This window comes from Flavobacterium sp. (assembly GCF_024305175.1).
Taxonomy (GTDB): domain Bacteria; phylum Bacteroidota; class Bacteroidia; order Flavobacteriales; family Flavobacteriaceae; genus Flavobacterium.
Map to the genome: position 1 here is coordinate 17,363 of NZ_JAMWYY010000002.1, position 26,166 is coordinate 43,528.

A 26,166-nucleotide genomic window follows, 5' to 3' on the forward strand; every position below is an offset into this window, starting at 1 on the left:
AATTAATCCTTATAGCAAACAGGTATTATTTCACCTTTAGCAAGACAAAATCGCTCCGCATCTGCCGGGGCGATTTTTTTTGTATAATCTTCTTCAACCACCCTGAACCCAATGCTGCGTAACTTGTCAAAATAATCGCGGCCATAAACACGCACGTGGTCATATTGCCCGAATATCCTGGCGCGCTCTTTAGAGTCGGTTATGCTGTTATCTTCAAAGGTAACGTCACGGCTCAGGTCTTGCGGTATCTGGAATATGCCCATTCCGCCGGGTTTCATTACCCTGTACAGTTCCTGCATAGCTTTTGTATCGTCAGGAATGTGTTCCAGCACATGGTTGCACAAAATAAGGTCGTAGCTGTTATCTTCAAAAGGCAGGTTACAAATGTCGGCTTTTACATCTGCCAGCGGAGAATATAAATCAGTTGTAGTATAGTCAAGGTTCTTTTGGTTACGAAAGCGTTTGTAAAATGCCTGCTCCGGCGCAAAATGCAGTACTTTTTTAGGTGTAGTAAAAAAATCAGTTTCTTTTTTAAGGTACAGCCACAACAGCCTGTGCCTTTCTAAAGATAGTGTGCTTGGCGATAACACATTATTACGTTGGTGTCCGTAGCCATAAGGTAAAAAGCTGCGGAAGCTCCTGCCGTCAATAGGGTCGGTATAGCGATTGCCTTTAAGTGCAAGCGCTAAGACAGGGCGTGCAACATAGCTAAGCCTTATCAGCAAAGGCCTTGGTATTGTATTGAGTAATAATTTAAAAAGTTTTTTCATCGTGTATCGCAGAGGTGCACAAAGTTCCTCAAAGATTCTCAGAGGTATTAATGAACCGTTTTATACCTCCATCTTTTAGTATTTTGGTGTGGAAGTTAAGAAGTAATCCTATTGGGTAGTTTCCAAGTTTGAGGTACGTAAGTGTTTGTGCAAAATGCACATCGGTAAAATATTCTACAGTTTTTAATTCCAGCACAAGCTTGTTTTCTACCAGTAAGTCCATACGGTAGCCATGATCCAGTTTTATTTCTTTATAAATTACAGGTACAGCTTTTTGAGCTTCAACCTTCAATCCGGAGTTTTTTATCTCATAATGCAGGCATTCACAGTAAGCAGACTCAAGAAGGCCTGGACCCAAATGACTATGCACCTCCATGGCAAGGCCTATTACAGTATGAGTCATCCGGTTTATTTCCATTATCCTTTTCTCAGTGGTTTTCTGTGAAATCTTTGTGAATCTCTGCGAAATAATTATACCGTAATTGGCTCACGCCTGAATTCATTTTCTTCATCACTCTCTATGCCCAGTGCTTTATAGATATAGGCATAAGTAGAAAGCAGTTCGGGTTTGCCATCTATAATGGCAACATCATGCTCAAAATGGGCGCTTGGCTTACCGTCACGCGTTACAATAGTCCAACCGTCTTTAAGCTGCTTTATGTTTTTAGTGCCCATGTTTATCATAGGCTCAATGGCAACTACCATACCTTCTATAAACAATTTGCCCCTGCCGCGTTTACCGTAGTTTGGCATCTCAGGGTCTTCGTGCATTTTGCGGCCAAGCCCGTGACCTACCAGTTCGCGCACTACGCCATAGCCGTGTCCTTCTGTATATTTTTGTATGGCATACCCCACATCTTCAACACGGTTGCCTAACCTGAACTCACGTATACCAACATAAAGCGATTCTTTTGTAACCTGAAGGAGCTTTCGGGTTTCTTCTGCCACTTCACCAATTTCGAAAGTATAAGCATGGTCGCCGTAAAATTCATTTTTAAGCGCTCCGCAGTCAACAGATACAATATCGCCTTCCTCAATAGGTTTGTTGGTGGGCAGCCCGTGTACTACCTGGTCATTAACGCTGGTAAGCAGGGTGGAAGGGCATCCGTACAGGCCCAAAAAACCGGGTACTGCGCCATGATCGCGAATAAATGTTTCTGCCATTTTATCCAACTGAAGCGTTGTAATGCCAGGTTTAATTTCAGATGCTATCATGCCCAGTGTTTTAGATACAATCAGGGCGCTTTCGCGCATCAGCTCAATTTCTTCTCTGGTTTTTTGTAGAATCATTTCAAACTTTTTCAGTTTGCAAAAGTAACCAAATTAAATTACTTAATCCGGGTTAGCCAGTACTTTAAACAATTCTGCGTAAGACATAAAGTAGCGGTTTTCTATATTTATCTGGCTTAACCGCGCACTCACAAGATTGTTTTCGCGGCTGTTGATGAGAAATATAGAACTCTCCCCGAAAGAGAAAAGCCGTTCTTCAGATGTGAGCATGGTGTTGTAGCTTGCCACGAGCCCGTCTATTTCCTGCTTTTGCCTTTGCAGCGAAGCAATCTCTGTTTGCTGGGCTTCAATTTTATTTTTAAGCCTTACCCGCTCACTGCTTATCTCATATTGCATGTCTTGCAGCTTTAGCTTAGCAAGCTTTAAATTCCCCCTTTCTTTCCTCAGGAATATCGGAAATGAAAAGTTTACCCCGAATTTATAGTTTTCAAAACGGTACTCATCAAAATAAGAAGGCTCTGAAAGGTAATGATACCCAACATCTATTTTTGGCAGCAACTGGTTAGCTTTAAGGCGGCGTTCAACCTCTAATATATTTGCTTTGTTCTGAAGCGCATTTATTTTCGGGTGATTCTCTACCAGCGAAGGGTCTGGTGTCAGGTTGTTGATTTTTAAAGTTTCGGGCAATGTGGCTATCAGGTTTTCTTCAGGGGCCACATTATCATTAAGTTCTACCGGAACATCTTCAATCCATAGGTAATTTGCCAGCTCCAGCCTTGCCTTTGCCAGTTTCAGTCTGGCATCCTCCAGGCCAAGCTTCCGGTTTCTTATGGTTATGCCCGCTTCTACGCTGTCTATGGCAGGAGAAGCCCCTTGTTCTATAAGCGATATAACGCCTTCATATCGTTCAGCGGCATAATCAAGGTAATTTTGATATAACAGCGTTTCACTGTAGGTTCTCTTCCAGTTAAAATAAGCTTCAGATGCTTCATAAAGCACCTCAACCGCCATTAGCTTTCGCTCAGCTTCACTTATCTGTAGCTGGAATTTTGCCGCCCTTACATCGGCCATTCTCTGGTTGATAAATAAACCCTGCCCAAGAGGTACTGTTACCCCCAGCGAGGTTAAGCCTGCATTTGGGGTAGTGTTTTGCGGATTCAGGTAAACCCCTTCGCTGTTATCAAATGCTGCTTTTATTTCTATACCATACCAGGTAGGAATTTTAAAGCTGCTGTTTAGTATAGAGTAGTATTCAGAATCTTTAAACTCTTTTGTGTCATAGTCCACTTCTATTTTTGGGTCAAAGCCGCCCCGGGCTGCCATAAGTGCGGCCTGCGCTTTATTAACCTCAAGGTTAGCCTGCTTAACTATCGGGTGGTATTTTTTTACATACCCCAGGAACTCATTAAAGGTAAGCACCTCTTCATTAAATTCCTGTGCCGGGGCCGATATGCCTGCAACCAGTAAAAAGAGTGTATATAGTTTTAAATGTAACTTCATTTTACTTCTTTTCTTTAGTGCCTTCTTCTTTACCGCCCGGTGCATCGCCTGTGCTGCCCGGCTGGTAATAGTTAGGGGGGAAACCATTTAGGTTACGCCATATTTCATACCATATAGGTACATTCTCTAACAGGGCTATGGTTTGTGCCCCTGCGCCTATGCTTAACTGTTTTGGCCATTTTTCTTCCTGCTTGTCGGGTGCAATAAGAATCCTGTATTTGCCATTAGCGCTTATAAAGTTTTCTATGGCAACCACACGGCCGCCAAAAGTTCCGTAAGAAAGCCCCGGCCATCCTGAAAATACTATGGTAGGCCACCCGTCAAACCAAACCCTTACTTTTGCCCCTTTGTGTATAAGCGGAAGGTCTATCGGGTCTACATAGGTTTCTACGGCTATATCATAATCAGAGGGCATAATACTCACAATCGGCGTGCCTTCTTTAATTGTTTCGCCAATACCGGCTGTAAGTGCACGGTTAATGTATCCATCCTGAGGCGCCCTAACACAATACAACCCGTTACGAATACTGTAATTTATATACTGGTTTTGCAATTTTGTTACCTGTGCCTCAGTATCATACTGGCTGCTCATGGCAGTAAATTTATCGCTGCTCGCCTTAGATATTTTTTCGGCATATTCGGCTATAAGCCTATTTACTTCTACCTTGGCATTTATAAGCTCGTTTTTGGCGGCAATAAATTTATTTTCCTGGGTAATAATCTTGGCTTCCGCTTCCTGTAGTTTCAGCCTTTTTTCTTCTACATCCGTAAGCGGCCTAAGCCCCTCTTTGTTTAACTGAAGCGAACGGTTAAATTGTGTTTCTGCAATACGGAGCTGCGTTTTAACAGCTTCCAGGTCCATACTGTCGCTTTTTACCTTTAGTTGGGCCTGCCTTATCTTATTGCGTGCCTGCTCCATTTTAAGCCCTCGTTCTGTACCTAAAGACTGTATCTGGGTATCAAGTGCATCTACCTTTCCGTCATAACTTTCAACAGCCATTTGTTTGGCTTCTACCTGCTGTTTGGTATTTTCTACAAGGTTAGGGTCAAAATACTCCTCTTTAATCTCTGAGATAAATAATATAGTATCTCCTTTCTTTACAAAGTCACCTTCCTGTACATACCATTTTTCAACCCGCCCCGCAATGGCGCTGTGTACTGTTTGCGGCCTGTGGTCGGGTTTAAGGGTGGTTACATAGCCTCCGCCGCGAATGTTCTGTGTCCAGGGCAGGAACAGGCCAATCAGCGATATGATACAGATACCCACAATTATTTTATTGAGTATTTTATAATGAGGCCTGTTAACAAGGTTGTTAACTGTTTTATACTTGTTAGAACTTATATGTACCTGGTTATTATCTGATATATTTAGCATGGCGTTTACAGTTTTAGGTCTTCAGCTATTTTGCCGTTATCCATTATAACCTGGCGGCTGCATTTCGATTTCCAGTAATGATTTACAGAAGATACAATTACCGTCCAGTTGTGCTCTTCAGAGAAAAGAAAATCTATAATAGCTTTTGCCGAAGGCTCATCCATTTTATCGGTTGGGTCTTCAAGGAAAAGTATTTTGGGTTCGTTTACTATGCAGCGTGCCAGCAGTACTTTTTGAGAATTAGATGCCGATAGCTGCCTGCCGTCGGGGTACAATACTGTATCAAGCCCTTCGGGAAGTGTTTTTATATAAGGGGTAAGGTTCACACTGTCAAGCGCCCATTTAAGTTTCTCTTCAGAAACCGATGGGTCATTAAACGTTATGTTTTCGCGTATTGTGCCTTCAAACGGGCTTTCGCCCTGCATTACAAAACCAATAATAGAGCTGTAGTAGTCTTTATTTACTTTGTTGTAGCTGCCGTCATTTATATAAAAGGAACCATTGTCCGGCTGAAGGAAGCCTGAAAGCACCCTTACCAGCGTTGTTTTGCCTGAGCCGTTTGCACCGCTTACATACAGTTTCTCTCCCTGCTCAATACGCAGGTTAATGTCATGCAGCGCATCTTTATCTGAATCCGGGTAGCGGTAGCACAGATTATCGGTTTCCAGTACAATATCTGATTCTGAATTAATGCCGTTAGCAGTGCCTGCAGATTGCTCCAGTTCCATATCAGTTACTATGCCTATTTTTTCTACAGATGCAAGCACATCATAAAATGTTTCCAGCCCCAGTATTATTTTTTCTACAGAGTTTATCACTAAAAGTATTATAATCTCCGCTGCAACAAACTGCCCGATGTTCATTTGCTGGCCAAGCACAAGGTAACCTCCTATAGATAAAAGCCCTGCAGTTATAATTACCTTAAAGAGTATTAATTGCAAAAACTGCCTCTTTATAACCCCGAAGTGCTTTTCCCTGTAGCAGATATAATCATTTACAAGCCCGTCATTTCGTGTAAGGGCATAATCAAAGTTTAACGACTTGCGAAAGCTGTTATTATTACGTGCTATTTCCTGAAGCCAGTATGCCACCTTATATTTAAAGGTAGATTCTTTAAGGCTGGTTTGAAGCCCCTGCGCAAACGAAAATTTGAAGATAAGGTAAAGCAGTATTACCAATAACACTCCAAACAGGATAAAGAAGGGATGGTATAATGACAGTAGTATGATACCAAAGCTTATCTGCAAAATTGCCGTGCTGAAATCAAGCAACAATTTAGATGTTCCTTTTTGAATGGAAAGCGTGTCAAAAAAACGGTTGGCTATCTCCGGTGGGTAGCGGTTGTACAGCTCATTAAATTTGATTTTAGGAAGCCTGTAGGCAAATTCAAATGACGAGCGCACAAATATTTTTTGCTGCAGGTTCTCTGTTATTCGCAGCTGCATTAAAGATAGGATGCCGCCAAAAGCCACACCCAGCGTTACCACAAATATAAGCACTATCCAGGATACACTTATCTGCCCGCTTTGTATAAAGTTGATGATAGCCTGTATGCCCAGTGGCAGCGAAAGGCTTATTAGTCCTGCAAAGGCGGCATAAAAGAGTATCTGGTACACATCTTTTTTGTCCAGCTTCAGCAGGTTGAAAAATCTTTTCAGGGGTGTCATTGTTTTTCTTCGTTTAATATGCCCGTAACCAGGTGCAGGTAAAAATCTGCCGGCGTTGTGGTTACATTGCAATTGGTTATAGTGGTAAAATGATCTTTAAGAAAGTGCTGGTGCAGCGCGCCCTGTGTTACCGTACTGGCAAGGCTCTCTGCAAACGGATACTGCGGCTTCACTTCCTTTATATATTCCGCAATACGCCTTATAACCCTTTTGTAGATAATAAAGAAACCTTCACGGTTCTCTTCATCCACCTCTTTGGTTAAAAACGTTTTGCTGAATTCAGCAATAATTATGCGGTTTAGCACCGATTCATTTACGTGTTCTGTCGTCTGGTCATCCTCTACTTTCTCTGTAACAATAGTAATGGCTCTTTTTAGTTTCTGGCACGGGTCTTCCATATTGGCGGTGCCAAGTATCAGCCTGTACTCCATCCAGCTCCAGTACCATGACGAAAGGTATATCAGCAGCTTGTGCTTGTTTTCAAAATAGCGGTACAGGGAGCTCTCATTACTGCCTATGCGCTCACCCAGCTTTTTAAATGTAAAATCGTCAAACCCGATTTCATCAATAAGCAGGATACTTTCTTTAATAATGTTCCTGCCCAGTACCGACGTTTCAGGGTCCTTTACATAAATCTTTTCATTTACCTGTATTTTCAGGTTCGGTAGAATACTTTGCATCTTCAATCAATTTCCATGCAAATATAATAGTATTGCTATTAAATATACAAGTTTAACTTTTATTTATAAATTGTTAAACTTATTGTAATATGAGAAAAATCATGTTTTACCCCTTTTTGCAACGGTAACTTTGCATAAATATTTTTAGGTATGGGTAAATATGTTAGTGCGGCCGAGGCCGTATCAGTAGTTAATCCGGGCAACCGTGTTTATGTTCAGGCAGCCGCCGCAACCCCCACGGTACTTACAAAAGCCCTTGCAGAACGTGCGGCAGAACTTAGGGATGTAGAGGTGTGCCACCTCCACACAGAAGGCGAGGCGCCTTACGCAGACCCCGCACTGAAAGACAGCTTTCATGTAAATTCATTTTTTATCGGTAAAAATGTGCGGCACACGCTTGCCGCCCGTAACGGTTCTTATACACCGGTATTTTTAAGCGAACTGCCACGCCTTTTCCGTAAAAACGTGCTGCCCCTTGATGTGGCTTTTATACATGTTTCGCCACCCGACAGCCACGGCTATTGCTCGCTTGGCGTATCGGTAGAGGCATCTGTTGCTGCTATAGAAAATGCAAAGTTTGTTGTCGCCCAGGTTAATCCGCAAATGCCGCGCACTTTTGGTGACTCAGTTATACATGAGTCTGAAATTGATTTTCTTGTTGAGGCCAATGTGCCGATATACGGGCATGAGCCTGATGCCATAACAGCGCAGGAAGCAAAAATAGGCGAGTATGTTGCCTCTTTAATTGAGGATGAAAGTACACTGCAAATGGGCATAGGCTCTATACCCAATGCCGCGCTTGCCAATTTAAAAAACCACAAAAACCTGGGCCTGCACACTGAAATGTTTAGTGACGGGGTTATTGACCTTATAGAAAGTGATGTTATCAATTGTAACTATAAAGGCACTGTGAGAGGCAGGGCACTGGCTACTTTTTTAATAGGGTCTAAAAGGCTGTATGATTTTGTGAATGATAACCCTTTTATTGAGATGCGCGAATCATCTTTTGTAAATGATTCGTCCGTAATACGTAAAAACAAGAAGATGGTGGCTATAAATTCTGCCATTGAGGTTGACCTTACCGGGCAGGTTTGCGCCGACTCTATTGGCTGCCGTATGTATAGTGGTGTGGGCGGGCAAATGGATTTTATAAGGGGCGCAGCCCTTAGCGAAGGCGGAAAGGCTATAATTGCACTTCCATCGGTAACCACAAGAGGGGAGAACCGCATTGTACCTTTCCTGAAGCAGGGGGCAGGTGTGGTTACTACACGCTCTCACGTGCAGTATATTGTTACCGAATATGGTATTGCCGACCTGTATGGCAAAACCCTGAAACAGCGTGTAGCGGCAATGGTCAATATTGCCCACCCCGACCACAGGGAGGCAATAGAACGTGCTTATTTTGGCGTTACCAAAAGTTGTTAGTTTAGTAGATTTTTTAAAATAGTAGTTGTAAAAAATCCTGCAGGTATGCCATAAACCTGCAGGATTTATTTTTTATGGATTCCATTTCGACGAAAGAGAAATTTTAAAACTGAATTTTCACAATGCTGCTCTTTGTACCAAAATGAAAATATAAATACATTTAAGGCTACACAAGCGGATGCCTTGTCATGGCTTCGGGTTGCGGTATGCCCATCATTTTTAATATGGTTGGAGCAATGTCGCCCAGAACACCGTCATTAACGTGCTTAATTTCATTATCTACTACAATAATAGGCACAGGGTTAGTAGTGTGTGCCGTGTTAGGGCTGCCATCAGGGTTTACCATAGTATCGCAGTTGCCGTGGTCGGCAATAACAATAGTGGTATAGCCATTGGCAAGCGCTGCTTCTATAACCTGGCGGGCACAATCATCAACGGCTTCGCAGGCTTTAACGGCGGCTTCCATTACCCCCGTGTGGCCTACCATGTCGCCATTGGCAAAGTTAAGGCATACAAAATCTATTTCGCCTTGGTGTAGTTCGGGCACTAAAGAATCTTTAATATCGTAGGCACTCATCTCCGGTTGCAGGTCATAAGTCGCTACTTTTGGCGATGCACAAAGCAGGCGCTTTTCTCCGTCAAAAGGTGCTTCGCGCCCTCCCGAAAAGAAAAATGTTACGTGCGGATATTTCTCTGTTTCGGCTATGCGTATCTGTTTTCTGCCATATTTTGATATTACCTCGCCCAGTGTTTCGGTAAGGTTGTCTTTGTCATAAATAACATGGATGTTTTTAAAGGTATCGTCATAGTTGGTCATGGTCACAAAATAAAGGTTCATTTTGTGCATGTTAAACTCATGGATGTCAAACTGGGTTAATGCCTCTGTTAGCTGCCTGCCCCTGTCGGTACGGAAGTTAAAGAAGATAACCACATCATCCGGCGCTATAGTTGCAATTGGGTTAGTACCATCCTCTGTCATTACAATCGGCTTAACGAATTCATCCGTCACACCCTCATTATAGCTTTCCTGTATGCTGTCTATGGCATTTGTACTTGGTATACCCAGCCCGTTAACCAGCAGGTCATAGGCCAGCTTAACGCGCTCCCAGCGCTTATCACGGTCCATTGCATAGTAACGTCCTATAACAGATGCCAGCTTAACCGGCATGATTTTTATATAATTTTCAAGGTCGGCAACAAAGCCAAGCCCTGATTTTGGGTCAACATCGCGCCCGTCGGTAAAAGCGTGTACATATACTTTATCAAGCCCGTACTCCTGCGTGGCATTGATAAGCCCTTTTAAATGATCTATATGCGAATGCACCCCACCGTTCGAAAGCAGCCCCAACAGGTGTACTTTTTTATTATGCTGTTTTGCATAGGCAAGTGCATCTGCAAGCGCTTTTTCTTTAGCAAGCGTGTTTTCCTGTACGGCAAGGTTAATCTTTACAAGATCCTGGTACACAATGCGCCCTGCGCCCAGGTTCATATGCCCCACTTCGCTGTTACCCATCTGCCCTTCGGGAAGTCCCACATTAAGGCCGTCAGTGCGCAGGGTGGCGTGGGGGTAGTTGTGGTACAGGCTGTCTATAAAAGGTGTATTGGCCTGGTCTATAGCCGAAACTTTAGGGTCGGGCGACATACCCCAGCCATCCAGTATCATTAAAATAACTTTCTTGTTCATAATAATTAAATCCAGTTTTTGGCAGCATTATAATCTATATAATAGCGCAGGCTTAAAGAAAAAATGCTGTTGAGGTTATTGCTAAATAAATAATCAAGGTTTTTGCTGTAATTACGGTTTACATATTCAAACTGCCCCACCGCATTATTGCGGTACAGAAACGAAAGCTGGCTGCCCGGTGCAAACCACCAGGTGTAAGACAGGTCGAAATTCCAGTTGTTATATGTAAAATCCCTGTTTTCGTTAAAGGTAGTATTTTCCGTCAGCATGCCGTCGTCCTGCAATGTTAAATACTCCAGGTTTTCGCCATACGTCCAGTAGTGGCGGGCGGTAAGGTTGATTGTCATATTACTGTTAACCGAATATTTACCTGAGATGCTGTTGGTAATAGTTGTCCTGTCGCGGCGGGTAAAGACGATATCGTCGCCTTCAAAAGCTATCCAGCCTTTGTTGTTAGTATCCAGCCCGTAATTAAAGCTGTATATCATCTGCATGCGGTTGCTAAAGCGGTAGCGCGGACTAAAAGTCAGGCCGTAATAGTTACGGTCTCTTTCATCGCTAAGCCATATTTGCGGTTCTATGTCAAGTGCAAATTTGCGGTTGTAGTTAGAAGAAAAGTATATATAAGCAAACACGCTCTTGGGTACTTTAACAAACCTGCCCGTTATTCGAGGTTCATAAAAATCATACAGGTCAAAAGGCACTACCTGCACACCATACCCGATGTAGTCATTTTTTTTGGTGGTAGAGTTTACGTTTACCTCCGCATAACCGTTTTGCAGCCTGTTGGTATCATTATGAAACTCTGTATATACATTGGTGTTTACCGAAAAAGTATTAAACAGTTTTGTCGGGTTTAATATACGGTAGCTGGCATTAGCATTAATGTTATAGTAATTAGTGGTAAATATTATCCCTAAATCGTTATTATCATAATCTTCAGATACATAAAAACTTGATAAACCATATCGGTATTTGCCACTGGTTTTGGAAGCGCTGATATAAGAGCTGTAACCATTTTTACTTTCGATGTCATTTACCGTACTGTACTTAAAATTGCCTGAAAGGTTGTAAGTGTTTGCGCGGGTGTTAAGGTTATAAACCAGTGCGCTCACGTTGGCATCCCTAAAGCTGCCTTCGCGCATAACGTTAGTATTGGTAAAAGATACCGATGAGTTTTTCCTGAAGCGCTGGTCTAAAACAAAAATGTTATAATTGGCTACCGGCTCTACAAGCTGTTTCCTGCTGGTATTGGTTGCGGTATTACGCAGCGTGGCATATGTCCTTTCGGTAACTGCGTTCATTATGCCTATACCCAGCCCATTGTTGGTACGCCCCGATATTTTCAGGGCATTTATAAGATTTACTTTAGCAGGCACTTCTGTAACCTCTTCCCCTTCGGCGGGAGTAACTGTTCCCGTTGGCGGCCCGCCGATGCGGCGCGTATATAAAAGCCCGCCTTTATTAAAGATGTCTGTACCCTCTGTAAAGAACGGGCGGTTTTCGTTAAACTGCTGTTCAAAAGGCCCGAGGTTAAGCACCACCTCGTCAAAAGCGGCCTGCCCGAAATCGGGTATTAAAATAGCATCAAGCGTAAACGAGTCGTTAATACCATACTTTATGTCCATACCTGCCTTAAAAGTGGTTTCTGTCCCTGCTTCATTATCATTTACATATACTGACGAATAGGGAATAAAGAACAGGCGGGTAGGGGGTTCTATATTGTTTATGCCTGTAAGGAGTCCTGTCTGCACTATTGCCGAACCAATATTGCGGTCTATCGGGTTCCAGAAAAACTTTTGCCTGTTCTGGCGTACTTCCCTGTAAAAGTTTAGCCCCCAAAACTGTTCCTGCTCATCAGAAAAGCGTATGGCTGCATAGGGTATTTTCATTTCCACTACCCAACCGCTATCGGTTAAACTTACACTGCTGAACCAGATGGCGTCCCATGAATAATCCTCCCCATTTTGGGTGGCAAGGCAGTCAAGCTGTGTTCCTGCGGCACTGACAAAAAACCTGAAATCCTGCTGACCGTCATTATAGCCGTTTATAAAAACCCCGAAATGGTCGGCTGTTTTAAAGTCGTCCCTCAGGGCTATTTCCCTCATGATGTTTTCAGGATTATCCTGCAGTATCGCTCCAAAATAAACTGCTTCATCATCATACAGCACCTTAACTGTTGAGCGCTTGTCGGCATCTTCAGGCTTGCCGTTATCAGGCTCATACATTACAAAGTGAGAAGCTTCCTGTGCATTTGCCCATGCAGGTTCGTTTAAAACACCATCAATAGCGATATTATTAGTAATCCTTACAGCCTCTAATGAACGTTTTTGGCCGTAAAATGTGGCTGTAGATGTTAAAAATATGGATAATACGCTGATTTTTAAGCTATTCATAGGGTATGGTATGGTGTTTGCATCTTATTAGGTGAGCGTGTAAAATTAACTTTTTATTATTAGGAATACAATAGGCCTGAGCTTTGCACGTTACTGAATGAGAGGAAGTAACGGTTATATTACGCCGTTACGAATGAAAATGTTAAACTATTGATTTTAACAGTGTTGTAATTTTTTCTTTAAGTTTCCTTTACTTATTTTAGCAGCCTGTAAAATCGGATAAACCTACTGCACAACTATGATTAATAATTTTTTTACGTCGATTTTCTTTTTATTGTTTTCGCTTACCAATCCCGGTACTAATACTGATGTTCCGGTTGCTGCCGCTAAAATGGCTGTTGCCGCCGAAACTGCTGTTACAGCTGAGGATGTTTATAGTGGTATTGATGCCAACGGACTTTCTATGCCTGAGTTTGAATGTTTTTCTAAAGCATTTGCGGGATATAGCAGGCTAACCGAGGAGGGTGCTATAAAAAAGCACCTGCTTACCGTTATTGACTTTAGTAAATCATCCAACAGCAAAAGGCTGTGGATTATAGATATGGATGCCAACAAGGTACTTTACAATACACTGGTAGCCCACGGCAGGAACAGTGGTAATGAGTTTGCCACAACTTTCAGCAACGAGCAAAGCTCTAACAAAAGCAGCCTTGGTTTTTATGCTACAGGTGAACTTTATGTAGGTAAGCACGGACAGTCTTTGCGCCTTGACGGTTTAGAGAAAGGCATAAACAGCAACGCCCGCGCCCGCGCCGTAGTAATGCATGCGGCCGATTATGTGAGTGAAAACTTTATTAAGCAGCACACCCGCCTGGGCAGGAGCCTTGGGTGCCCTGCGTTGCCAAACAACCTTAATAAAGAAATTATTAAGCTTATTACAGGTAAATCGTGCCTATTTATTTACCACCCAACCAAATCATACCTTAAAACAAGCAAATTATTATCATAGATAATTACAGGTGTTTGTACATTACATAATGTGTACCAACACCGGGAATATTAAACGGGCTGCCTGTAATATGGTAGCCCGTTTTTTTGTAGAATCCTGTTGCGGCTTCGCGGGCATTGAACCATATTAAATTGCCCCCGGCTTGTTTTACGTATTCTTCTGCATGTTGCACCAACTGTTCCCCAAAGCCTTTTTTTTGGTGCTTTGGTAAAACAGCCATTCCTCTTATCTGAAACTGAAACTCATCTGTAAAGGCAGGGTTTATTGCCCTGAATACTGATATAACGCCGGCAATATCCTCATTGTCATACAGACCGAAATGTGCTGTAGTTTCAAGGTCGTCTCCTGTAAAAATACAAGAATCTTCAGGCAGGCCCGGCCTTAAAACAGGATGCCTTACAGGGAATGTTTCGCGCGATGTTATCTTTTTTATCTGATGCATCAGTGTTTTACTTTTGATAACAAATTAATAAAGAATATTTTAAGTTGAGGAGTATAATTGCCCATAAATATTTTTGCAAAAATGCTTGCAACTACAAAAAGTTATTGTTTATATTTGCACCACAATAATGCGGAAGTAGCTCAGTTGGTAGAGCTCCAGCCTTCCAAGCTGGTTGTCGCGAGTTCGAGCCTCGTCTTCCGCTCTTAAAATAAACCCGGGCTTTACAGACCGGGTTTTTTATTTGTAGCCACTAAAGAAAAATCCGCCACAATGGGCGGATTTTTTTAGTATACTGAAATTACTTACTCATCGCTGTAAAATGCTTATAGAATAGCGGAATAGTCTCAATCCCCTTCAGGTAATTAAAGATACCATAGTGTTCATTAGGCGAGTGTATAGCATCGCTGTCAAGCCCAAAGCCCATCATTATTGTCTTACTCTTAAGCTCTTTTTCAAATAAAGCAACAATAGGTATACTACCGCCTGAACGTACCGGTATCGGCTTTATGCCGAAACTCTCTTCATAAGCCGCGGCCGCCGCCTGATAGCCTATGCTGTCTATTGGCGTTACATAAGCCTGCCCGCCGTGATGCGGGGTTACTTTAACCCTTACACCTTTAGGCGCAAGGCTTTCAAAATATTTGGTGAACAGTTCTGTTACTTCTTTCCAGTCCTGGTCAGGAACCAGGCGCATTGATATTTTTGCGTATGCCTTGCTGGCAATAACCGTTTTGGCACCTTCACCGGTATAACCACCCCATATACCGTTAACATCAAGTGTAGGGCGTATAGAGTTGCGCTCGTTTGTTGTATAGCCCGCTTCTCCGTAAACATCTTCAATGTTTAAGGCTTTTTTGTAGGCATCTAACGAAAAAGGCGCTTTTGCCATTTCGTCGCGCTCTTCGCGACTTAACTCTTCTACTTTGTCATAAAAGCCGGGAATGGTAATATGGTTATTCTCATCATGAAGCTGTGCTATCATTTTAGCCAGTATGTTTATTGGGTTGGCTACCGCACCGCCATAAAGCCCGGAGTGTAAATCGCGGTTTGGCCCGGTAACTTCTACCTCTACATAACTAAGCCCGCGCAGCCCGGTTGTTATAGATGGCTGGTTGTTGGATATCATGCCTGTATCAGAAATCAGGATGACATCATTTTTAAGTTTTTCCTGGTTGCGCTCTACAAACCACCCAAGGCTTGGAGATCCTACTTCTTCTTCGCCTTCTATCATGAATTTTACATTACACGGAAGGGTTTTGGTAGCAACCATATATTCCAGGGCTTTTACATGCATAAACATCTGCCCTTTGTCGTCACACGCACCACGGGCAAATATGGCACCTTCAGGGTGTATTTCTGTTTTTTTGATTACCGGTTCAAAAGGGGGGGAGTCCCAAAGGTTTACCGGATCCGGTGGCTGTACATCATAATGTCCGTAAACAAGTACTGTTGGCAGGCTTGCATCTATTATCTTTTCGGCATATACTATAGGGTAGCCGGGGGTTTCGCAAAGTTCTACTTTATCGCAGCCTGCTTTTTCAAGGCTTTCTTTTACTGCCTGCGCAGTATTAATAACATCCTGCGAATAGGCGCTGTCAGCGCTTACAGATGGTATTTTCAGCAATTCAATAAGCTCGCTTAAAAAATTTTCTTTATGCTCTTTTACGTAGCTTTTAATGTTATCCATTTTAAAATTAGTGATATAGGGTTGTTGGTCAAAAATACATAAAAAGTTTTTAAATTTTTTTTTCATCAAAAAGCTTGCATTATATTAAACTATACGTATATTTGCACCCACAATAATGAAGCACAATATCGAGTTCGTTATTACCCGCGGGTGTGGTGAAATTGGTAGACACGCCAGACTTAGGATCTGGTGCCTCACGGTGTGTAGGTTCGAGTCCTATCACCCGCACAGCTAAAAGCCTCTGAAAATCAGAGGCTTTTTTTTATTGGTATAGCTTAACAGCATTTTGAAGATTAGTTTTAATTCTTTTGCGCAGCAATCGGGGCTTTATAACTTCTATACATTCACCAAAGCCTAAAATTAAACGTTCCAGTTCATAATTTATATGCACATCCAGTTTTATAATAATGCTTCCGTCATTTAACTTCTCTACAGTTTCCTGTGTGTGGTGCAAGGGCTTGGTTAGCACATAAGGTGCATTACTCCTGTCAACTTTTAAATAAATTTCCTGCACACTTTCTTCGGGCAATACGGTAACGCCGATAGTATTTTTATAATAGTCCTCTCCGTTAAAATTAATATCCAGGTAAGGAATGTTTAAATCATAATCTACTTTTTCAATCCTGTCAAGCGCAAATGTAACTATCGACTTTGTTGCAGACGTTTTACCTACTAAAAACCATCTGTTATTAAACTCTTTTAAAATAAAAGGATGAAAAACAACCTCTGATGCTTTCCTTGCTTTGAACGATTTGTAAGTAATGCGCAATACTATTTTTTTAAGGATGGCCTGGTAAAGGATATCGAGATGCTCTAAACCTTTTAAATTTTCATTTTTATCAAGATGTATTATTGCTGACTGCTTTGTTTTTTCGGTATATACCTTGTCTTCCAGCCTTTGTATTATACCGCCTAATTCTGAAAACAGTGAAAAATCTTTAAACTGTTTCAGCATTTCTACCGTTTCAGTAAGCACATTCATATCATTTTCATTGAGAGGTATATCAGTTATAGAAAATTCGGGATCTTCATATTTATAAAATCTTTTATCGTGAACTACAATGGGTGCGTTGTAGCCCAACTTATCACTACGCATTATTTGTATATCCATCTGCACTGTGCGTTTGCTAACATTCACATCCCTTCCTTCATACTCATACAGCGCATCAGAGCACGCATCAATAAGGTCATCTAACGTCCACTCACGGTTATTATTCTGCAGGCATTTATCTATTGTCCTATATCTTATCAGTGCATTTTTATTGGTAGCCATTATTTTTTTCGGAAAAAATAAGCATATTTTTTTACTGCGCAAAAAGACTGCGCACATCGTTTAAAATATTTGTTCACGGAAACAAACAGTTTCTTAATGATTAACAATGGGAGTAGCGCTCCGCCGGACAGGGAGTCGGCGGAGCTTCACGAAAGGAAAATTTAGAAAAGAAATAAAGAATGGAAAGTAAAGTAAACATTACAGGAAACGAATTAATCGAAATGGGTTTCAGATCGGGGAGATGGATGAAGGAAGCTCTTGAGTATATTAACACTAATCAACTTGAAGGAGGTGCATTAGCAGATTATTTAGAGCAGTTTAAATTGCCTCCCGCGATAGATTTGCATGCTGAAGCAATACCGTTCTCGGTTAATATTAAGGCCGGCGACGAATTGGAAGAAGTAAACGTGAACAATGTTGTAGAATCAATGAACACCTTGATGAGGACGCCTACTTTGGTAAAGGGCGCCATAATGCCCGACGCCTGCCCTACAGGACCTGTGGGTACAATTCCTGTAGGTGGGGTTGCTGTGGCTAAAAATGCCATACATCCGGGTATGCATAGCGCCGATATTTGCTGCTCTGTAATGCTTACGGATTTTGGTAAGACAGACCCCAAATTGGTTTTAGATGCGGCACATAGTATTACACATTTCGGGCCGGGAGGGCGTTCAAGAGAAAACCAGTTCAGATTTCCGATGGATTTACTTGCTGAAATTGAAGCCAATTTTTACCTTAATAACGAAAAATGTATTGCGGCAGCAAGGTCGCATTTAGGAACGCAGGGTGACGGAAACCACTTTTTATTTATAGGAATTTCTAAAAAGACAGGGAATACCATGATGGTTACCCACCATGGCAGCAGGGGTTTTGGTGCAAACTTATATGAGAAAGGTATGAAAGTTGCCGAGCGTTTCAGGCAGGAATTATCTCCTGAAACATTAAAACAGAATGCCTGGATACCTTATGACACCGAAGAGGGACAAAAATACTGGGAAGCTTTACAAATTGTTCGTAAATGGACAAAATTAAACCACGAGTGCCTGCACGATGCAACCTTAGAACGATTAGGTATAGCTAAACAGGACAGATATTGGAACGAACATAATTTTGTGTTTAAAGATGGCGACTTGTTTTACCATGCTAAAGGTGCAACACCGCTTGATAAAAAGTTTATGCCGGATATTACAGGGCCGCGATTGATTCCTTTAAACATGTCTGAACCCGTTTTGATTGTAGAGGGTGAAACAACGGAAGGTAATCTTGGTTTTGCTCCTCATGGTGCAGGCAGGAACATAAGCCGTACCCAACACAGAAAGAGTAAAACAGGAACATTTCAGGAAGTTTTTGAAACAGAAACACAAGGGCTTGATGTGCGGTTCTTTTCTAATGAGATTGATATTACAGAATTACCAAGTGCATATAAGAATGCAGAAACGGTGAGAAACCAAATGGAAGAATTTGGTTTAGGAAGGGTAATTGATGAGGTGTTGCCCTACGGATGCATTATGGCAGGTGATTGTGAAAGAAATGCGCCCTGGAGGAGAAAAAAGAGAAGAAGATAATAAGAAGCCCCCCCTTTGTTCAGGGGGCTTTTATTGTTTATGAATGCTTGTAAATCAAAACTTTAGTATTATGTGCTGCTTCTGTGAATTTATCCGTTAATCTATAACAAACTGCCCGCTGGTAATACCAGCGGGCAGTAAGATTAACCTAACTTAACTTAACACTATAGTCTTATAAAATGTTACTGTACTATAAAAAGGTTTGCTATGTTGGTGGCCTGTTGCCCTGTAAGTGGCTCATCATAAGATTCTGAACCGGCTATAGCAGGTATTGCCGGGCCATTGGTTTCCTGCACGTTGGCAGTATTAAAGCCTAACTGGTTTGTGTTGGCCTCTCCTGCATATACAGCATCTGCCGCTGCAGGGTGTCCGCCTTCATCATTACCCGGTATCCAGCCTTTAAGGCCTCTTAATCTTCTTACCTGGCTTGCGTGGCGCGCCTCTACAGAGTGTATCTGTAAAGCGGCAGTTAACAATGCCGGTTCGGTTATTAGATTGCCTGCCTGGCCTTTATAAGCTCTTACGCCTGTATCTTCAAAAGCCTGAGACAGGGCAAGGAACTGGTCGTAATTATTAAATGGATCAAATGTTCCGTTAGCAGTAAAGTCGAATGTAGGTTTTGCGGGGGCATCAGTATCAAGCGCTCCCATTAAAAATTCTACGTGTGCAGCCTCATGCTGCGATATCTGTTCAAAAACCGCCCTGTCGGCACTTGGTATAAGGCCATTGGTGTCTAACGCTGTAGCATAGAATTCATCTTCAAGATATTCCAGTATAAGCGCCAGTTGAAGTGCAGATGTAGGTGTATCTGCAGTTGCTGATAAAAATGCCGAAGATGCGGCATTGGCTTTTTGTGTAAACAGCATAGATGCAAGCCCGAAAGGTACTGCCGCTTTAGCTGCGTTAGAACCTATCTTGCCAAACTGGCTGAAACTTTCCCTGCGTGAGCCTTTTGTGTTTAAAAAACTATCGTTGGTAAAAGACTCTATAAATTTTATAATGTTCATGATTTTTGCTTTTTTTGAAGGTTACTTACTATTCCAGGTACATTGCTGTGAAAGGAGTTGTTATAAACTCAAGATCTGACACGGCACTGATAATTTGTGATGGCATTTGTGCCGGATCAAGTCCGTTGGCATCAACAATATCATCGCCTGCAAAAGAGGCAGAACCCGGATTTAATAAATCGCGTATTGCTGCTGCGTGCCTTGCCTCTACCGAAACAATTTTACCCGCAATAACAAGGTAATCAGGTGTTGTTAAATACCTGCCTGCGCCGTTGTAAGCCGATACTCCTGTATCTTCAAGCGCTCTTGCAGTGTTCAGTACTGCAAGCCTGTCATTAAAATTCAGACTTCCGTAATTAAACTGTAAGTCGGGTAGAACACGGTCCGGTTCATCCTGAAGCACACCTGAAATAGCAGTCCTGAAAAATTCCCTGTGTATAACTTCATGGTTATAAAGGTCGGTAAGTATTTGCTGCTCTTCAGCGTTAAATGTAGAGCCGAAGCTGTTGCTGTTTACAACTCTTGTGTAAAAATCAGCCTCAAGCTGTTCAAGGGCATAGGCATAGGTTAAAATACCTAAATCGCCACCGCCAAGGTCAAACACACCATTCCTGATGCCCGGTAGTTGGTTAGCGTCTGGAGTGTTTCCTCCGCCACCGTCGTCATCATTATTACATCCTACTAATAATAAGCCTGTACCTGCTACCGCAAGCCCGCTAAGTTTAAGGAAGCTTCTCCTGTTGTGCAGGTCTGTCCTCACTTCCTTTACTTCAACTTTCTTTTTCATAATACTAATTCGTTAATGGGTTAATAATTATCAGGTGTGGTATTGTTCGGCTTCAATGTTTTCAAAGTTACCTTTACTTACGCAGGCAAATTGTTAATGGTTTTTAAGAAAGCGCAGAAAATATTTTATTTTAAGAAAAATTTAATAATTGCTTAGTGAGCTATTTACCGGTATAGTTCTTTATGAACTGGGTGCAAAAGCCAGATGCTAAACTTATACTGCTAACAATTATTTAACATTAACTATTGGCGGACTTTATTATAACATTAACTTTAAGACTGCATTATTAACAAGCTATTTCAGGTAATTGTGATGTAATACTCATAGTTTTACAATGATCAGTTATTCAGTCTTTAGCCTTTTTTGTGGATAATTATAAATATTATTTCGTAATTATTTTCGTTACTTTTACAATGCAATAATTTTTTGGAAGTATGAAACAAAAGGCCACACTAAAGCAGATAGCGAAAGAGCTTAATGTATCTGTCTCAACAGTATCTAAAGCGTTAAGCAACAGCCCGGAAATAAGCGAACCCACCAAAAAGCGCGTGCAGGAATTCGCCAAGCTTAAAAACTACAAGCCCAATAATGTGGCGGTTAATTTAAAAAGCAAAAAGAGTCGTACCATAGGCGTGATAATACCTAATATACTTAACCCTTTTTTTGCTAAAGTTTTTAGTGGAATAGAAAAAGCGGCAAACGACCGCGGCTATAATGTAATAACCTGCATAAGCAATGAGTCGCTGGAGAAAGAAGTGCATGCTATGGATATGCTCAGCAATGGTACTATTGATGGCTTTATACTTTCTATTGCGGAAGAAACCCAGGCCGTAGGCGACTTTAAACATTTTAAGGAAGCCATATCGGATGATATACCTATAGTAATGTTTGACAGGATATCAGATGAGGTAAATTGCGATAAGGTTATTGTAGATGATTTTGATTCGGCGGTACATGCTGTAAACCACATGATAAAACTTAACTGTAAAAACATAGCGTTGCTTTCTACTATTGATAACCTGAGCGTGGGTAAGTTGCGGGCCGAAGGCTACCACAAAGCACTTACCGATAACAATATTAGCATTAACGACACCATAACCATACTTACCGATAACACAGATGACTTTGATGAGAAGCTGCAAAAGCTGTTTGACAAAAAAATAGACGGTATTTTTGCCCTTGATGAGCATGCCTCTGTAATGGCAATGAAGGCAGCCATTAAAAAAGGGATTAAAATACCGGATGAGCTAAATGTAATAGGCTTTGCCGATGGCGTGTGGTCGCGCAGGTTAACCCCAAGCCTTAGTACCGTTAGCCAGCACGGGCCCGAAATTGGTGAGGCGGCAGCCAACATGCTTATAGACCGCCTTGAGGCGAAAGAAGGGGAGGAGCCGGAATACCAGACAAAAGTTATAAAAACCGAATTAAGGCAGCGTGAATCTACGCGAAAGCTTTAAATATAAACAGAGAAAAAACCAAAAGGAGTAATCATCTGATTACTCCTTTTTAAATTCTGTTGCAGTACCACCCTGATAGATGGTAAAGCTATTATCCTTAAATGTTACGCTTATACCTGCCGGGTCAAAGTTAAATTCGTTATCGCTTAGCGGGTTTAACGGAAAGGCACCCTGCCCTGTAGCCTGAGCCATAAGTACACCGTTAGAATATTTAATATTTATTTTAAGCGGTACGCCAGGCGAGGCATAAGTGCCTTCGTATCCTTTTAAAATCTCCGGTGCAACCTTTACGGTTTTAAGATTAGGGAAACGGTAAGGCAGCTTATAGTAAATGCTGAGTATGCCTATCATTATTTCGTTCCCGTCATAATTATTTCCGTTAACGGTAAGGGCTACTGCAAGCCCTTCTTTAGGGTAATAGCCCAAAGAAGAGGTAAAGTTCTCTATACCCCCGTTATGCCCGTAAAAGTGGCGCTCGCCAAACGGAAAGCTGAAGATGCCTTTGCCATATCCGTAGTCAAACTTAAGCATCTCATCTAATGATGTCTTTTTTACCAGCTTGCCTTCAAACAGCGCCCTTATAAAGGTAGTAAGGTCAGTAGGTGTGCTTTGCATGGCGCCAGCCGCCCCCGCTACCGATTCATTCCACTCTTCATGCCTTTCCCAGTCGGTGCCGTTATAATGGTAGGAGTAGGCTTCGTTGCGGCGCGGGTTTATCTTGCCATAGTAATAGGTGTTTTTAAGTCCAAGCTTTTTTACTATCCTTTCTTCTACTACATCTTTATATGGTTTTTTAAGAATATCTTCTATTATATATCCTAAAAGCAGGTAGTTGCTATTACTGTATTCTGCCTTAGAACCCGGGCTGAACACAGGCTCATAAGCCTCTATTTTTTTAAGCATGGACTTATGAGGCTGGAATGCGGTTACATAGCTGCCAAAGATACTGTCGTTTGTAAAGTTATAAAGCCCACTGGTGTGGTTTAGCAAATTGGTAATGGTTATACTGTCGGCGTTTTTTATGTTAGGGAAAAACTGCGATAGCTTTGTGTCAGCCGTAAGCTTCTTTTCTTCTATAAGCTGAAAGACAATAACCGATGTAAACATCTTGGTTATAGAGCCTATTTTATATTTTGTATCGGCATTTGCCTTAATTTTATTTTCTGCATCGGCATATCCGTAGGCTCTTTCAAAAACTACCTTGTCTTTTTCGCGGATGCTGACAGAACCCATAAATTTATTATTGGCAGCGAAGTAAGACAACAGGCTGTCTATCTTAACAAAGCGTGGCTCCATAGGCTGTGCAAAAGCGGGGGCAGCCAGGATATAAGCTATGATCAGCAGTAAGCTCTTTTTCATCGTTTTAAGTTTTTATAATTAGACGGCAGTCTGACTGTAACATTACATTAATGCGCCTCAAGCCAGTTTTGCCCGGTACCCATTTCTACAACTAACGGCACATCAAGCGGAAATGCATTTTCCATTTCATGCTTAATCATCGGCTTTATGCGCTCTGTTTCGCTGTTGTGCACATCAAAAACAAGTTCGTCATGCACCTGCAGCAGCATTTTGCTCTTCCAGCCTTCATTGATAAGGCGCTTGTGTATATTAATCATTGCAATCTTAATAATATCGGCGGCGCTGCCCTGTATAGGGGCATTAACGGCATTACGTTCTGCCGCGCCGCGCACCACTGCATTTTGCGAGTTAATATCTTTAAGGTAACGCCTCCTGCCCGAGATGGTTTGCACATAGCCGTTTTCTCGGGCAAACTCTACCTGGCTGTTTATATAACTGCGGAGTGTTGGGTAAGTCTTATAATAAGCATCTATAAGGTCTTTCGACTCTGAGCGGCTTAAAGATGTCTGGTTGCTTAACCCGAATGCCGAAACACCATATACGATACCAAAGTTTACCGTTTTGGCATTGCTTCGCTGCTCTCTTGTAACTTCTTCAAGAGAAACGTTAAACACCTTAGCCGCCGTACTGGCATGGATATCTTCATTATTCTGGAACGATTTTACCATTTCCGGGTCACCGCTTAATGCGGCTATGATACGAAGCTCTATCTGCGAGTAGTCAGCAGAAAGCAATGTATAGTTCTCGTCGCGTGCTATAAATGCTTTTCTTATCTGCCTGCCACGCTCTGTGCGTATAGGTATGTTTTGCAGGTTGGGGTTGTTGCTGCTGAGCCTTCCGGTAGCGGCTACCGTTTGCATATAATCGGTATGCACCCTGCCTGTTGCGGGTTCTACTTGTGTGGGCAGCGCATCTACATAGGTGTTTTGCAGTTTTATAAGCTGCCTCCAGTCCAGTATGTCCTGCACTATGGGGTTGTCTTTGGCAAGATATGATAGCACCTCTTCGCCAGTGGCATACTGCCCCGTTTTTGTTTTCTTTTGTTTGGTGCCCCCTATTTTCAGCTTATCGAATAATATATCTCCAAGCTGTTTAGGTGAGGCAAGGTTAAACGATTCTCCGGCGGCTTCATAAATTTTAAGCTCAAGCCCCTTAATGTCATTCGTCAGTACTTCAGAAAGCTGTTTCAGGTAAGCCGTATCAAGGTTTATGCCCTCATGCTCCATGGCTGCAAGTACCGGCATAAGCGGTATCTCTATATCATCAAAAAGTTTGCGGGTAAGGGTTTGTTCCAGCATGGGTTCAAACACCTCTTTAAGCTGCAGGGTTATGTCGGCATCCTCAACGGCATATTCTTTAATCAGTTCCAGCTCAACATCGCGCATGCTTTTCTGGTTCTTGCCTTTTTTACCGATAAGCGACTCAATAGGCATAGGCGAATATTTCAGGTAGGTTTCGGCAAGTATATCCATACCGTGGCGCATATCAGGATTGATGAGGTAATGCGCAATCATGGTGTCAAAAAACTTTCCTTTTACAGTTATACCGTAGTTAGAAAGCACTTCAATATCATATTTAAGGTTTTGGCCCACTTTCTCTATTTCCTCACTCTCGTAAAACGGTACCAGCTTTTGCAGCAGTTCTTTTGCCTCGTCGCGGTTGGCAGGTACGGGAATATAAAACCCTTTTCCTTTCTCCCATGAAAATGACATCCCGACAAGCTCTGCAGTAAGGGCACATATCCCGGTAGTTTCGGTGTCAAAGCTCACGCTCTTTTGCTGCATCATGTCGCGCATTAAAAGGCTTATACCCATATTGCCCTGCACTACCTGGTAATTATGGTCGTACGTATCAATCTTTTTGTAAAATCCGGGGTCAAACTGGGCATGCTCATCTGCTGCACCTTCATTAAAAAGAGAAAACTGCTGGTCCTGTTTTGTAATTGTTTTCGTGGGCGTATAACCTTGTGTGTTGATTTCGTCGAACTCCTCGCCATGTGAGAACAGCTTATGGAACTGCTCTGCCATCCTCCTGAACTCCAGCTCCTGGAAAAGGGCTTCCACTTTTTCGGTGTCAGGCTTGCTCAGTTCATAATCATGCTCATCAAAGGTTACATTACAATCGGTAATAATAGTGGCTAACTTTTTAGATAAAATGCCCTTTTCGGCATTTGCCTCTATGTTCTCCTTCATTTTACCTTTAAGCTGATGCGTGTTGGCCAGCAGGTTCTCCATAGAGCCGTATTCTTTCAGTAGTTTTTTGGCGGTTTTTTCGCCTACACCCGGCAATCCCGGAATATTATCTACAGCATCGCCCATCATGCCCAGAAAATCGATTACCTGTTCGGGACGCTCAATTTCAAAACGCTCAAGTACTTCCGGCACGCCCCAAATCTCTATACCGTTACCCATACGTGCGGGGCGGTACATAAATATATTTTCGCTTACAAGCTGTGCAAAATCTTTATCAGGTGTTACCATATATACCTGGTAGCCCTGCTTCTCTGCCTGTTTTGCAACAGTGCCTATAAGGTCGTCTGCCTCGCAGCCCGCCATTTCTATAACGGGTATGTGCATGGCTTTAAGTATGTCCTGTATATACGGAATGGCAATTTTTATGGCTTCGGGTGTTTCGTCCCGGTGCCCTTTGTAGTCGGCAAACATTTCGGTACGCACTGCGCTGCCTTCTTTATCAAAAGCAACGGCAAGGTGGTCGGGCCGCTCCCGTTTTATAACATCCAGCAAAGAGTTCATGAAACCCATAATGGCAGAGGTATCCATGCCTTTGGAGTTTATCCTCGGGTTTTTAATAAATGCATAATAGCCGCGGAATATTAGCGCATAGGCATCGAGCAGGAAAAGTCGTTTTTGCTGTGACATGAAAAATTTATTTGCCTGTAAAAATAAGCAAACC

General features: G+C 42.2%; 20 protein-coding genes and 2 tRNA genes. 6 read left to right on the forward strand and 16 right to left on the reverse strand.

The window, feature by feature from the left end; genetic code table 11:
* Window positions 1-2: 2 nt before the first annotated feature.
* The 7 genes from Q0K96_RS00685 to Q0K96_RS00715 all read right to left on the reverse strand — a co-directional run bounded on the left by Q0K96_RS00685 (window position 3) and on the right by Q0K96_RS00715 (window position 7,222).
* Window positions 3-770: a class I SAM-dependent methyltransferase gene (locus Q0K96_RS00685; RefSeq protein ID WP_297332108.1), complete on the reverse strand. Its 768-nt coding sequence runs from the start codon at window positions 768-770 to the stop codon at window positions 3-5.
* 28 nt (window positions 771-798) lie between these two features.
* Window positions 799-1,173, reverse strand: a complete 375-nt coding sequence (locus tag Q0K96_RS00690) for a GxxExxY protein (protein ID WP_363317221.1) — start codon at window positions 1,171-1,173, stop codon at window positions 799-801.
* Window positions 1,174-1,241: 68 nt separating this feature from the next.
* Complete coding sequence (map, locus tag Q0K96_RS00695) at window positions 1,242-2,060, reverse strand: type I methionyl aminopeptidase (RefSeq protein WP_297332110.1); 819 nt, start codon at window positions 2,058-2,060, stop codon at window positions 1,242-1,244.
* 42 nt (window positions 2,061-2,102) lie between these two features.
* Entirely contained in the window at window positions 2,103-3,500 is a 1,398-nt protein-coding gene (locus Q0K96_RS00700) for a TolC family protein (RefSeq protein ID WP_297332111.1), read from the reverse strand.
* Between the two features lies 1 nt (window position 3,501).
* A complete protein-coding gene (locus Q0K96_RS00705) occupies window positions 3,502-4,875 on the reverse strand; it encodes a biotin/lipoyl-binding protein (RefSeq protein WP_297332112.1) in 1,374 nt (457 codons plus the stop codon).
* 5 nt (window positions 4,876-4,880) lie between these two features.
* Window positions 4,881-6,542 (reverse strand): ATP-binding cassette domain-containing protein, encoded by a 1,662-nt coding sequence (locus tag Q0K96_RS00710; protein ID WP_297332113.1) that lies wholly within the window; start codon window positions 6,540-6,542, stop codon window positions 4,881-4,883.
* Window positions 6,539-7,222 carry a TetR/AcrR family transcriptional regulator gene (locus Q0K96_RS00715; protein ID WP_297332114.1) on the reverse strand — a complete coding sequence of 228 codons (684 nt, stop codon included), beginning with the start codon at window positions 7,220-7,222 and terminating at the stop codon, window positions 6,539-6,541. The genes Q0K96_RS00710 and Q0K96_RS00715 overlap by 4 nt, the downstream gene beginning before the upstream one ends.
* A 150-nt stretch (window positions 7,223-7,372) precedes the next feature.
* Here Q0K96_RS00715 and Q0K96_RS00720 point away from each other — a divergent pair, with 150 nt between their 5' ends.
* A complete protein-coding gene (locus Q0K96_RS00720) occupies window positions 7,373-8,647 on the forward strand; it encodes an acetyl-CoA hydrolase/transferase C-terminal domain-containing protein (protein ID WP_297332115.1) in 1,275 nt (424 codons plus the stop codon).
* Between the two features lie 166 nt (window positions 8,648-8,813).
* Here Q0K96_RS00720 and gpmI read toward each other — a convergent pair whose 3' ends face one another.
* Both gpmI and Q0K96_RS00730 read right to left on the reverse strand, forming a co-directional pair.
* Window positions 8,814-10,331 carry a 2,3-bisphosphoglycerate-independent phosphoglycerate mutase gene (gene gpmI / locus Q0K96_RS00725; protein WP_297332116.1) on the reverse strand — a complete coding sequence of 506 codons (1,518 nt, stop codon included), beginning with the start codon at window positions 10,329-10,331 and terminating at the stop codon, window positions 8,814-8,816.
* Between the two features lie 5 nt (window positions 10,332-10,336).
* Window positions 10,337-12,727: a DUF5916 domain-containing protein gene (locus Q0K96_RS00730; RefSeq protein WP_297332117.1), complete on the reverse strand. Its 2,391-nt coding sequence runs from the start codon at window positions 12,725-12,727 to the stop codon at window positions 10,337-10,339.
* Window positions 12,728-12,965: 238 nt separating this feature from the next.
* Between Q0K96_RS00730 and Q0K96_RS00735 the strand changes: the two genes are divergently transcribed.
* Window positions 12,966-13,676 carry a murein L,D-transpeptidase catalytic domain family protein gene (locus Q0K96_RS00735; RefSeq protein WP_297332118.1) on the forward strand — a complete coding sequence of 237 codons (711 nt, stop codon included), beginning with the start codon at window positions 12,966-12,968 and terminating at the stop codon, window positions 13,674-13,676.
* A gap of 4 nt (window positions 13,677-13,680) precedes the next feature.
* On the opposite strand, the gene Q0K96_RS00740 is transcribed toward Q0K96_RS00735, so the two are convergent.
* Window positions 13,681-14,118, reverse strand: a complete 438-nt coding sequence (locus Q0K96_RS00740) for a GNAT family N-acetyltransferase (protein WP_297332119.1) — start codon at window positions 14,116-14,118, stop codon at window positions 13,681-13,683.
* Between the two features lie 129 nt (window positions 14,119-14,247).
* Here Q0K96_RS00740 and Q0K96_RS00745 point away from each other — a divergent pair.
* Window positions 14,248-14,320: transfer RNA gene (locus tag Q0K96_RS00745), tRNA-Gly, on the forward strand.
* 96 nt (window positions 14,321-14,416) lie between these two features.
* On the opposite strand, the gene Q0K96_RS00750 is transcribed toward Q0K96_RS00745, so the two are convergent.
* Entirely contained in the window at window positions 14,417-15,805 is a 1,389-nt protein-coding gene (locus Q0K96_RS00750; protein WP_297332120.1) for a dipeptidase, read from the reverse strand.
* A gap of 146 nt (window positions 15,806-15,951) precedes the next feature.
* On the opposite strand from Q0K96_RS00750, the gene Q0K96_RS00755 reads away from it, so the two are divergent.
* Window positions 15,952-16,033: transfer RNA gene (locus Q0K96_RS00755), tRNA-Leu, on the forward strand.
* Between the two features lie 34 nt (window positions 16,034-16,067).
* Here Q0K96_RS00755 and Q0K96_RS00760 read toward each other — a convergent pair.
* Window positions 16,068-17,078: a WYL domain-containing protein gene (locus Q0K96_RS00760; RefSeq protein WP_297332121.1), complete on the reverse strand. Its 1,011-nt coding sequence runs from the start codon at window positions 17,076-17,078 to the stop codon at window positions 16,068-16,070.
* A gap of 179 nt (window positions 17,079-17,257) precedes the next feature.
* On the opposite strand from Q0K96_RS00760, the gene Q0K96_RS00765 reads away from it, so the two are divergent.
* Window positions 17,258-18,643 (forward strand): RtcB family protein, encoded by a 1,386-nt coding sequence (locus tag Q0K96_RS00765; RefSeq protein ID WP_297332122.1) that lies wholly within the window; start codon window positions 17,258-17,260, stop codon window positions 18,641-18,643.
* A gap of 182 nt (window positions 18,644-18,825) precedes the next feature.
* On the opposite strand, the gene Q0K96_RS00770 is transcribed toward Q0K96_RS00765, so the two are convergent.
* Together Q0K96_RS00770 and Q0K96_RS00775 are read right to left on the reverse strand one after the other, a co-directional pair.
* Window positions 18,826-19,650: a ferritin-like domain-containing protein gene (locus tag Q0K96_RS00770; RefSeq protein ID WP_297332123.1), complete on the reverse strand. Its 825-nt coding sequence runs from the start codon at window positions 19,648-19,650 to the stop codon at window positions 18,826-18,828.
* 28 nt (window positions 19,651-19,678) lie between these two features.
* Entirely contained in the window at window positions 19,679-20,437 is a 759-nt protein-coding gene (locus Q0K96_RS00775) for a ferritin-like domain-containing protein (RefSeq protein WP_297332124.1), read from the reverse strand.
* 434 nt (window positions 20,438-20,871) lie between these two features.
* Between Q0K96_RS00775 and Q0K96_RS00780 the strand changes: the two genes are divergently transcribed.
* Window positions 20,872-21,894, forward strand: coding sequence for a LacI family DNA-binding transcriptional regulator (locus Q0K96_RS00780; RefSeq protein WP_297332125.1), 1,023 nt, complete (start codon window positions 20,872-20,874; stop codon window positions 21,892-21,894).
* 39 nt (window positions 21,895-21,933) lie between these two features.
* Here the strand turns inward: Q0K96_RS00780 and Q0K96_RS00785 are convergent, their stop codons facing one another.
* Window positions 21,934-23,253 (reverse strand): serine hydrolase domain-containing protein, encoded by a 1,320-nt coding sequence (locus Q0K96_RS00785; protein WP_297332126.1) that lies wholly within the window; start codon window positions 23,251-23,253, stop codon window positions 21,934-21,936.
* A 47-nt stretch (window positions 23,254-23,300) separates the two neighbouring features.
* Window positions 23,301-26,132, reverse strand: a complete 2,832-nt coding sequence (gene polA / locus Q0K96_RS00790) for a DNA polymerase I (RefSeq protein WP_297332127.1) — start codon at window positions 26,130-26,132, stop codon at window positions 23,301-23,303.
* Between the last annotated feature and the right edge of the window lie 34 nt (window positions 26,133-26,166).